This window comes from Leisingera sp. M658, assembly GCF_025144145.1.
GTDB lineage: Bacteria > Pseudomonadota > Alphaproteobacteria > Rhodobacterales > Rhodobacteraceae > Leisingera.
The window spans coordinates 3,085,933-3,097,233 of the sequence record NZ_CP083546.1; the positions used below are offsets into that span (position 1 = coordinate 3,085,933).

Genomic DNA, 11,301 nt, shown 5'->3' on the forward strand with positions numbered 1-11,301 from the left:
AGCCATCGGCGGAAGTCTGCACCTTGACAGGAAAATTCCAGGCAACCGCAACATGGAACGCATTGTGCAAAGATCATTCGGTCAAAGGCTGGCAGCCCGCAGCGGGCGCATGGCACATGCCGCAAGGTTCCGCGCGTCGCTGCGCCATTTGCATGGGCCCGCCCGCTGCTTTGCCGCAGCGGATCAGGTGGTGCTGATCGCCCTGGTACGCAACGGCGCCTTTTACCTTGATGTGTTCTTTGAGCACTACCGGCGGCTGGGCGTCTCGGCTTTTGTGTTCTTCGACAATGGCTCAACCGATGGCACGCTGAACCGCATCCGGCAGGAACCGGACACGGCGGTGCTGCGCTCGGCCATGCCCTGGCTGGAATACGAGAACACCTTCCGCGCATATGCCGCCAACCGCTATGGCCGGGACCGCTGGTGCCTGTTTGCCGATATGGACGAGCTGTTTGATTTCGAAGGCAGCAGCACCGCGGGGCTGGCCGGTTTGACCCGCTACATGGCATCGCAAAACTATACCGCCTTGCAGGCGCAAATGCTGGAGATGTTCCCCAAAGGCCCGCTGGCGGCAGCCTGCGGTCTCAGCTACGCCGAGGCTGTGGACGCCTTCCGCTATGCCGATATCAGCGCTGTGCGGGCGGTGGACTACGGGTCTAAGGACACGGGGCTGGCCTATTATCTGCGCCAGAACCGCCTGCCGCCGGGCGGTGCAAAGATGCTGTACGGCGGCGTGCGCGGTAAGGTTTTTGGCGAGAATTGCTGTCTAAGCAAGCACCCGCTGATCTTCAACGGGCCGGGTGTGCAAGCGGCAGTGCATCCGCATCTCTCCGCCGGTGTGCGGCTGGCGGATATGGACGGGCTGATCCGCCATTACAAATTTGCCGGCGATAGCCTGGCGCGCGATCTGCAAACCCAGGCCGAGGCCAGGTCCGAACATGGCGAAGACAGGCTGCGTTCCGGTGCTCTTCAGGCCTGGCCTGACCTGAGCCTGTGGTCGGATGCAGCCCTGCAAGACGCCGGTATCGAAACCCTCCAGCAGCGCGGGTTCCTGCGCCGGACGGCTGACTACAGCGCCTTTCTGGCGGGCGGCAGCGCATGACTGCGCCCTCCATCGCGGCGGTGGTCATTGGCCGCAACGAGGGCGAGCGCCTGATCCGCTGCTTGCGCTCCTTGCATGGCCAGGCGCAACCGCTGATCTATGTGGACAGCGGCTCCAGCGACGGCTCGGCAGCTGCCGCCCGGGCACTGGGCGCCGAAGTGGTAGATCTGGACCTGTCCCAGCCATTCACGGCGGCGCGTGCGCGCAATGCCGGGCTGGCAGTTTTGGGTGAGAGAGCCGGCTGCGTGCAGTTCGTGGACGGCGATTGCGAGGTGGATCCGGATTGGATCACCACCGCATCTGCGTTCCTGCAGGCGCATCCCCAGGCGGCCGTGGTTTGCGGGCGGCGGCGGGAGCGGTTTCCCGATGCCTCGGTCTACAACCGGCTGTGCGATGCGGAATGGGACACCCCCCTGGGCGAAGCCAAGGCCTGCGGCGGCGACGCGCTGATGCGGGTTGCGGCGGTCCGTGCGGCGGGCGGATACCGCGGCAGCCTGATTGCCGGGGAAGAGCCGGAACTGTGCTTGCGGCTGCGGCGGGACGGGTGGCGGATCTGGCGGATCGATGCGGAGATGACCCTGCATGACGCGCAGATGCAGCACTTTGGCCAGTGGTGGCGGCGCAGCCGCCGGGCCGGCCATGCATTCGCCGAAGGCGCCGCCTTGCATGGGGCGGGACCGGAACGCCATTGGGCCGCCGAAACCCGCCGCGCGCTGTTCTGGGGGGCGGCACTGCCGGCAGGTATCATCCTGGCTGGTCTGATGAACCCGTTCTTGATGATTGCTATACTGATCTACCCGGCGCAGTTTCTGCGCCTGGCCCGTCGCATGGGATACTCGCAGGCGCTGTTTGCCGTCATCGGAAAATTCGCCGAAGCTGCCGGTGCTGTGGAATTCTACTGGCGCCGCTGGCATGGCAGGGCTCGCGGCATTCTCGAGTATAAGTAGCGCCGGCTGGGGCTTTGCCCCTCTTCGCCTCGCGGCCAATTCACCCCAGGATATTTACGGCCAGAAGAATAATGGATCCAGTCCTCATCTGGCCCTTAATCTTCCTTGAGTACGCGGCATAACCTCGCCAAAAGGCTGGGCATTGCCGCCCGTCACCGCGCCCGGATGCGCCAAGCCCTGAGCATCTGGCCAGGCAGGATCATCAGGCATTTGGCATAGCGCGGCAGCAGCCGCGCCGGGCTGGACAACGCCCGCCACAGCCACTCCATCGCCACCGCCCGCACCCAGGCGGGCGCCCGCTTCTGATGGCCGCCAAGAAAATCCAGCCCAGCTCCGATCGAGGCAAACCCCGTGCACGGCGACATCCGGCGGCCGCGTTGGGCAAACCGTTCCTGCTTTGGCGCGCCCAGCGCCAGGAAGCACAATGCAACGCCGGTCCCTTCCAGGCGGTGTAGGATCTGATCCGCTTCTGGCCCGTCCGGGTCAAACCCGCCTGATGGCGCATGGACCCAGGCAATGTCCAGTCCCGGCACCTGTGCCAGCAAAGCGGCCTCGGCGTCCTGCAGCGCCGCATCCGTGCTGCCCACGAGGGCCACCGGAACCCCGGCCTCTGCCGCCAGGCGGCACAGCGGCAGCACCATGTCCGAGCCGGGCATCAATTCCACCGGGCGGCGGGCAAGCCGCGACAGCCAGACAACCGGACGCCCGTCTGCAACAACCAGGTCCTGCGCCTGATAGGCCGCCAGAAAGCCCGGGGACTCCGCCATCTTGACCAGGTGGTCCAGATTTACCGTGGCCAAGGCAAACCCCTGCGAGGCCTTGAACCGGGCCCGGACCTCGGCTTCAAGCATGGAACGCGCCGGCATGGTCACCGCAACCCGGCGGCCGTGAAATTCGAAATACAATGCAGCCTCCAACAACAATGCCGCCTCCTCATACCGCCGGCACGGCGGCCAGGCCAGCAGACCCGCATCCGCTGCGCCCTGAGCGTGGCAAAGCTGCACGCTGTTTACCTCTTCTTGCAAATCCGCGGGACAGGGACGTCCGCAACCGGTAAACTTTGATGCAAATCCGGGGAATTGAGGGGGCACGAAGGCTTTGCCCAACGCTTTGGCCTATCTGATGCTGCTGGCTTGGCCGCTGGCCAGCCTGGTCCTGTTCCGGCGCCTGCCGCTGGAGCGGGCAATCCTGTGGTGCATCATCGCAGGCTATCTGCTGCTGCCGCCGCTGGCCGAGTTCGACCTGCCGCTGGTGCCGGATATGGACAAATTCGCCATTCCTTCGGTGGTGGCGTTCCTGTTGTGCCTGCTGCTGCTGCACAGGCCGGTGCCGCTGCTGCCGCGCCATCCTGCGGTGCGGCTGCTGGCGCTTTTGTTTGTGTTCGGCGTCATCCCCACAGTGCTGACCAATGGCGAGCCGATCCTGTTCCGCAGGATCGCCAATTCCGATCCGATTGTCTTTCTGACTGATCAGCTGCCGGGACTGCGCTGGCGCGACCTGGGATCCGTGATCATCAACCAGATGATCGTGCTGATACCTTTTCTGCTGGCGCGGCGTTACCTCTCTACCCCCGAAGCGCAGCGCGAGCTGCTGCTGGCGCTGATGATCGGCGGGCTGGCCTATACCGTCCCCTCGCTGATTGAAATCCGGCTCAGCCCGCAGATGAACGTCTGGATCTACGGCTTCTTCCAGCATGACTTCAGCCAGATGATCCGCCAGGGCGGCTTCCGCCCCATCGTATTCCTGCCGCATGCGCTGTGGCTGGCGTTTTTCATGCTGTCGGCGCTGCTGGCCGCCACAGCCCTGGCCCGCACGGCCGCAACCGGCCAAAGGCTTCGCCTGATCCTGGCGGCGGTATATCTGTTTGCCGTTCTGGTGCTCTGCAAAAGCCTCGCCTCGCTGGCCTATGCGCTGGCTTTCACGCCTGTGGTGGCACTGGCGCCGCTGCGCTGGCAGCTGCGGGCGGCGCTGCTGCTGGCGCTGATCGCAGTGGTCTATCCGATGCTGCGCAACACCGGGCTGGTGCCGACCGAAGCGCTGGTGGCGCAGGCCGAGGCAATCAGCGCCGAGCGGGCGCAATCGCTGAACTACCGGTTCGAGAACGAGGCGCAGCTGCTGGCGCAGGCTGCGGAAAAACCCTGGTTCGGCTGGGGCGGCTGGGGCCGCAACCTGGTGCGCCACGCCGAGACCGGGCAGATCCTGTCCATCCCGGACGGGCGCTGGATCATTGTGTTCGGCACCTTCGGCTGGCTGGGATACATCGCTGAGATGGGCTTGCTGGCCGCGCCGCTGGTTCTGCTGGCACAGGCCGCGCGGCACGCGCCGCAGGGCAGTGTCTCGCCGTTTGCCGCGCCGATTGCCCTCATCCTGGCCGCAACCATGGTGGATATGCTGCTCAACGCGACTCTGATCCCGATCACCTGGATGTGCGCCGGCTCGGTGCTGGGCTACGCTGAGCGGTTGCTCTACCCGAACCTTTTCAGCAGGAAACCTGCCCTGTTCGGCGGGGCGCAGGCGCTGATGCCTGACACCGCCGGGCCGGAGAAGCGAAGTATTCTGTGATGCCGCAATCTTTCCGCTTTTCAGGCCCAATTCAACACATTGCGTCCACAGGCTGGCCCTATGGATTGACGAAAATGAAATGATTGACTCCGGGTTGCAGCACAGATGGGGATCTGGTGCTGCAAGGCCGGGATAACCCGCCGGGGAGAACTCCGGCACCATAAACCAACCCGTCCGGCGGGCACTTGCCAGCTCTGCAAAGCAGTCTGGCATCGTTGTGCCGGACTGTTTTTAAGGGGCCAGTGGGTCAGGTATTGGCGATGCAGGATGGGAAACCCGCAGCGGGGGGCGCTGCCGGAGATATAGCAATTGTCGGGTTGTCAGTGACAGTCCCCGGCGCAAATTCTGCTGACGCTTTCTGGCAGAACCTGCGCGACGGCATTGAATCGATTGAAGTTCTGGACCGGGACACCCTGCTGGCGGCTGGCGAACGGGCGTCTGTGCTGGCCGACCCGGACTATGCGCCTGCCTCAGCCCGGCTGCAGGGGTTTGATGAATTTGACGCCGAGTTCTTTGGCTTCAGCCCCAAGGAAGCCGCCATCCTCGACCCCCAGCACCGCAAATTCCTGGAAGTGGCCTGGGGCGCCATGGAAAACGCGGGCCACCCGCCCGAAAGCATCGCTGGCCCCATCGGCGTTTATGCAGGCTGCGGCATGGGCAGCTATTTCTATTTCAACATCTGCTCCAACCCCGCATTGGTCGATGACGTCGGCATGTTCCTGCTGCGCCATACCGGCAACGACAAGGACTTCCTGTCGACCCGCGTCAGCCATGTGTTCGACCTGCACGGGCCATCTGTCAACGTGCAGACCGCCTGCTCCACCTCGCTGGTTGCGGTGCATTACGCCTGCAAAGCCCTGCGGGAAGGCGAATGCGATATGGCGCTGGCAGGCGGCGTCACCATCGAGCTGCCGCAGGGCCGCGGCTACCTGTACAAGGAAAACGAAATCCTGTCCCCGGATGGCCATTGCCACGCCTTTGATCACCGCGCGCAAGGTACCGTATTCGGCTCTGGCGCCGGTGCCGTGGCGCTGCGTCGGCTGGAGGATGCCATCGCCGACGGCGACCACATCTGGGCCGTCATCAAAGGCTCCGCCATTAACAACGACGGCGCGGACAAGGCCGGTTATCTGGCGCCCTCGGTCGGCGGCCAGTCGGCGGCGGTGCAGGCCGCGCTGCAGGCCGCAGGCACCCCGGCAGAGACCATTGACTACGTCGAATGCCACGGCACCGGCACCTATCTGGGCGACCCGATTGAGGTCACAGCCCTGACCGACGCCTACCGCGCCACCACGCCGGACAACGGCTATTGCCGCATCGGCTCGGTCAAGACCAACATTGGCCATCTGGACACCGCAGCGGGGGTTGCCAGCCTGACCAAAACGGCGCTGGCGCTGCACCACAGGGAAATCCCGCCCTCGCTGGGGTTTGAGACGCCGAACCCGGCAATAGATTTCGACAGCTCGCCGTTCCGCGTGAACGCTGCCCTGACACCATGGCAGCCGCACAAGGGGCCGCGGCGTGCCGGCATCAACTCGCTCGGTGTCGGCGGCACCAATGCCCATGTGATCCTTGAGGAAGCGCCAGAGCGCGCAGCCTCGGAAGAAAGCGATTTTCCGTTTCAGATCTTGTGCATCTCAGGACAGTCAAAGGCCGCGTTGGACGCTAATACCCAGACACTCGCCGAGTATCTCCACGCCAACCCCGAGGCCGATCTGGCCGACGTGGCCTATACGCTGAAAGAAGGCCGCCGCGGCTTTGCCAAACGCCGCGTTCTGGTGGCGGAAACCGCCGCCGAAGCGGCTGATCTTCTGACAGAAAACGACCCGCGCAAGGTCTTCACCCATGACCGCCTCGGCGACGCGCCCGAGGTGGTTTTCCTGTTCCCCGGCGGCGGCGCGCAATATGCCGGCATGGCCCGCGATCTGTACGAGACTGAACCGGTCTTTGCCGATTGGATGGACCGCGGGCTGGACCACCTGCAACAGAACCTGGATTACGACATCCGCGCCATCTGGCTGCCCGAAGAGGGCGCGGAAGATGCCGCCAACGCCCAGCTGCAGCGGCCCTCTGTTCAGCTGCCGCTGATCATGATCGTGGAGTATGCGCTGGCGCAGCTGTGGATCAGCTGGGGCGTCAAACCCGCAGCACTTGCGGGCCATTCGATGGGCGAAAACACTGCCGCCTGCCTGGCCGGCGTTATGCGTTTCGAGGATTGCATTGATCTGGTCCTGCTGCGCGGGCGGCTGTTTGATGCTGTTCCTGCGGGTGGCATGCTGTCTATCGCCCTGCCGCTGGCCGAGGTTGAGGCGATCATCGGCGATGATCTGGACATTGCCAGCGTCAACGCGCCCGCGCTGACTGCCGTTTCCGGCCCGCAAGACGCGCTGGACCGGTTGTCCGCCGACCTGACCGCGCGCGAGGTCGACCACCAGCGCATCCAGATCGACATTGCCGCCCATTCGCGGATGCTGGACGGCATCCTGCAGCAGTATGGCGATTTCATCCGCTCGCTGACCCTGTCGGCGCCAAACCTGCCGGTGATCTCCAACCGCACCGGTGTTGCGCTGACTGCGGAACAGGCCACCAGCGCCGATTACTGGGTCGGCCAGTTGCGCAACACCGTGCGCTATGCCGATTGCATTGAAACGCTCGCCAAAACCCCGAACCGTGTGTTCCTTGAGGCCGGCCCCGGCAAGGCCCTCAGCGCGCTGGCGCAAATGTCGCCCGCCGTTCAGCCGGGCCAGGTGCTCAGCTCATTGCGCCACCCGGATCAGGACGTGATGGATGACAGCTATTTCTTCGGCGTCATCGGCCGGCTTTGGGCCTGCGGGGTTGAGGCCGACTGGCAGCAGATCTGGGGCGAGGCACGGCGCAACCGCCTGCCCCTGCCCGGTTACGCCTTTCAGCGCAGCCGCTATTTCATCGAACCCGGCAAACCCGCAGTTGAAGAAGACACGCCCCCGGCCCGGCATGAAGATCCGGCCGATTGGGGCTACCGCCCCGCTTGGCGGCCCAGGTTCGCCGATTGCACCCTGGACGTGGAACATGAACTGGACCAGACACCGCACAACTGGCTGATTTTCGAGGATGAAACAGGCCATGCCACCCGTGCGGCAGACCAGCTGCAGGCCGCAGGCCACAGCGTCACCCGCGTCCGCGCTGGCGACACTTATGCGCAGCTGTCCCCGGCCTCATACATCCTGCCGCCGGAACAGGGCCGCGCCGCCTATGGTGCATTGCTGGCAGACTTGGCAGGCGCCGGGCTGCTGCCGGACCGCATCGCCCATTTCTGGCTGGTGACCGGGGAAGAAACCTATCGCCCCGGCTCCTCCTTCTTTGACCGCAATCTGGAGATGGGCTTTCACTCCCTTACCGCATTGGCGCAGGAACTGGGCAATGCCGATCTGCCCGGCCCACTGCATATCAACGTCTTCACCACCGGCGCAGCACAGGTCCGCAGCGAAGCGCTGCCCTATCCCGAAAAGGCGATGATCGCGGGGCCGCTGGGGGTGATCCCGCGTGAGCTGCCCGGCATCACCTGCGCCGCCATCGACATCGAACTGCCAAAGCCGCCCAAGGCGCTGTTTGCACGCCGCAAACCAGCACAAGCGGACATCACCCCGCGCCTGCTGGAAGAGCTGATGGCGGACCCTGCAAACACCTCCGCCGCCTGGCGCGGTGAAAAGCGGTATGAACTCACGTGGCGCCCGCTGCCGCTGCCCGCGCCGGAAACGCCGCCATTCAAACCGGGCGGCCATTACCTGATAACCGGCGGTTATGGCGGCATCGGCCTGACCATCGCAGGCCATCTGATGCGCGAATACGGCGCCAAAATTTCGCTGATCTCCCGCGAAGGACTGCCCCCGCGCGCCGCCTGGGAGCGCTACTTGCGCAGCCACAGCCCGGCCAACCGCACCGCTTTGCGTATCCGCGCGGTAATGGCGCTTGAGGAGACCGGCAAGGGCCGGATCCTGCCGCTGGCCGCCGACGTCTGCAACAGCGGCGAGCTGCGCCGCGCCCGCGCGCAAGGCGAAGCTGCCTTTGGTCCCGTCACCGGCGTGATCCACGGCGCCGGTGTTATCGATGACGGCCCGCTGCTGGCCAAAGACGAGAACCAGATCGCCCTGGTGCTGGCCCCCAAGGTCAGCGGGCTGCGCGCGCTTGATGCGGTCTTCCCCGATGGCAGCCTGGAGCTGATGATATTGTTTTCCTCCTCCTCCGCCGTGACCCGGCCTGCGGGCCAGGTAGATTACATTGCCGCCAATGAATTCCTCAACGCCTGGGCCAAGCACCGCACCGGCGGCCTCACCCGTGTGATGGCCGTTGATTGGGGTGTCTGGTCCGATACCGGCATGGCCGCCGACGCCATGGCCAGCCGCAACGGCGCCACCGCTGCCGGCACGATGGCCCCCTGTCCCCAGCCGCTGTTACAGAAATGCGGCTATGACACGGCCGGCAACCGCATCTTCACACCGCGTTTTGAAACCGCTGATTGGCTTCTGGACGAACACCGGACCGCCGATGGCACCGCCCTGGTGCCCGGCACCGGCTACATCGAAATGGCGGCAGAAGCGCTGTCAGAAACCGGTTTTGAAGGGCCGGTTGAAATCCGAGACCTCTACTTCATGCGCCCCCTGGTTGCAAAAAATGAAGCCCCGGCAAGGCTTGCGGTGAAACTCGAAGCTAATGAAAATGGTTATGAACTGTTTGTTTACTCGGCATGTACAAATGGTTACTCTCTAAATTGTCAGGCTATGCTGGCCTCAGCGGCGGCGGCAGAACGCCCCGCCGCACTCAACCTCCAGAAGATTTTCACCCGATGCCCGGAGGAGCAGGCGCCAATCAACGGGCGCTTGCGCTCCGCGCAGGAGGCGCATCTGCGCTTTGGTCCGCGCTGGCATGTGCTAAGGCGCGCGGCACTGGGCAATGGCGAGGGCCTCGCCACTCTCTCACTGCCGGACATCGCGGCGCAGGACGGCTGTCTGCTGCATCCCGGCCTGCTGGATCTGGCCACCGGCTGGGCGATGGGTCTGATCCCCGGTTATGACGCCAGCGCGCTTTGGGTGCCGGTGTCCTACCACCTGATCCGGATCTTTGCCCCGCTCACCTCCAGCATCTGCAGCCATGTGCGGCTGGCGGATGCGCCGGATGGCAGCTCTGCCGGTTTTGATATCACGCTGACCGATCCGGACGGCACTGTGCTGGTCCGGATCGAAGGCTTCCGGATGCAGCGCCTGACCGGCGGGTTCGACGCCGCAGCAGCCGAAGGGCAAGCCGACGTCACCGCCGCAGAGCTGGGCCTGGAACCTGCCGCCGGCACGCATCCCCTGTCCCCTGAGGAACGGCGCCTGCAGCTGAACATCGCCAACGGCATCAAATCCGCAGAAGGCGGCGAGGTGCTGGCCCGCGCCTTGGCCACCGGCCTGCCGCAGGTGGTGGTATCCTCTCTGGACCTGCCCGCACTGATCGCACAGGCAGGGCAGACAGCCGCCCCCGCCCAGGAGGCGCAGACGTTTGAACGCCCGCAATTGGATACTGATTATGCCGCCCCCCGCAACCCGGTAGAGGAGGAACTGGCCGGCCTCTTTGCCGCCCTCCTTGGGGTGTCGCAAGTGGGGATCGAGGACAGTTTCTTTGACCTCGGCGGCCATTCCCTGATTGCGGTGCGGCTGTTTGCCCAGGTCAAACGCGGCTTTGGTGTGGAATTCCCCCTGTCGGTGCTGTTCGAGGCCCCCAGCGTCGCCGCGCTGGCAGAACGGATCATAGACCGGACCGGCGGCGGCGTTGCTGCGGAACCAGGAGCACCTGCCGCAGCTGCAGAGGACACACCATCCTTCACCCATCTGGTGCCGCTGCATCCGGGCGACGGCACCGGACGGCGGCCCTTCTTTCTGGTGGCGGGCATGTTCGGCAACGTTCTGAACCTGCGCCAACTGGCCCTGCTCGTGGGGAAGGACCGCCCGGTCTATGGCCTGCAGGCCAAAGGGTTGGTCGGCAATGACGCCCCGCACAGCCGGATTGAGGACGCAGCCCGAAGCTGTCTGGATGAAATCCGCCGGATCCAGCCCGAGGGCCCCTATCTTCTGGGCGGCTTTTCCGGCGGCGGCATCACCGCCTATGAGATGGCACAGCAGTTGAAGGATCAGGGCCAGGAAACCGCCGCGCTGATCCTGCTGGACACGCCCCTGCCCGTCCGCCCGCCGCTCAGCCGCCGCGACAAGGCACTGATCAAACTGGCAGAACTGCGCAGCAAAGGGGCCGGCTACATTGGCGAATGGGCCAGAAACCGCATCGCCTGGGAGGTTGAGAAACGCCGCACTGCCCCGGTTGAGACCGGCACCCTGCCCGAATTCAACAACCGCAAGATTGAGCTGGCCTTCCGCACCGCCGTTGAAACCTACCCCCTGCGCCCATGGATCGGCCCGTTCACCCTGTTCCGCCCGCCGCTGGACCGCAAATGGCAGGTCAGCGGCGGCAATTGGGTCAGCACCGCGCGCGAATATGTGTTCGATGACAACGACTGGACCCGATGGGCTGCGCAGACAGAAGTGGCCGAAGTGCCGGGCGATCACGACAGCATGGTTCTGGTGCCGAATGTCAGCGTGCTGGCCGCCGGCGTCAAAGCCCGGCTCGACGCCGCCGATGCGGCGGCAGGCCGGCCCCGCTATGCCACGGCCGCGGAGTGAG

Annotated in this window: 5 protein-coding genes; 4 read left to right on the forward strand and 1 reads right to left on the reverse strand. The window is 65.0% G+C overall.

The window, feature by feature from the left end:
• Positions 1-109: 109 nt before the first annotated feature.
• The gene (locus tag K3724_RS15350) at positions 110-1,102 is read left to right on the forward strand and encodes a glycosyltransferase family 2 protein (RefSeq protein WP_259986740.1); all 993 of its coding nucleotides are present in this window, start codon (positions 110-112) and stop codon (positions 1,100-1,102) included.
• A complete protein-coding gene (locus K3724_RS15355; RefSeq protein ID WP_259986741.1) occupies positions 1,099-2,049 on the forward strand; it encodes a glycosyltransferase family 2 protein in 951 nt (316 codons plus the stop codon). Before K3724_RS15350 ends, K3724_RS15355 begins: the two co-directional genes overlap by 4 nt.
• A 152-nt stretch (positions 2,050-2,201) precedes the next feature.
• On the opposite strand, the gene K3724_RS15360 is transcribed toward K3724_RS15355, so the two are convergent.
• Positions 2,202-2,954 (reverse strand): WecB/TagA/CpsF family glycosyltransferase, encoded by a 753-nt coding sequence (locus K3724_RS15360; protein WP_259992655.1) that lies wholly within the window; start codon positions 2,952-2,954, stop codon positions 2,202-2,204.
• Between the two features lie 193 nt (positions 2,955-3,147).
• Between K3724_RS15360 and K3724_RS15365 the strand changes: the two genes are divergently transcribed.
• Positions 3,148-4,611 (forward strand): hypothetical protein, encoded by a 1,464-nt coding sequence (locus K3724_RS15365; protein ID WP_259986742.1) that lies wholly within the window; start codon positions 3,148-3,150, stop codon positions 4,609-4,611.
• Positions 4,612-4,871: 260 nt separating this feature from the next.
• The gene (locus tag K3724_RS15370; protein ID WP_259992657.1) at positions 4,872-11,300 is read left to right on the forward strand and encodes a type I polyketide synthase; all 6,429 of its coding nucleotides are present in this window, start codon (positions 4,872-4,874) and stop codon (positions 11,298-11,300) included.
• Position 11,301 lies beyond the last annotated feature (1 nt).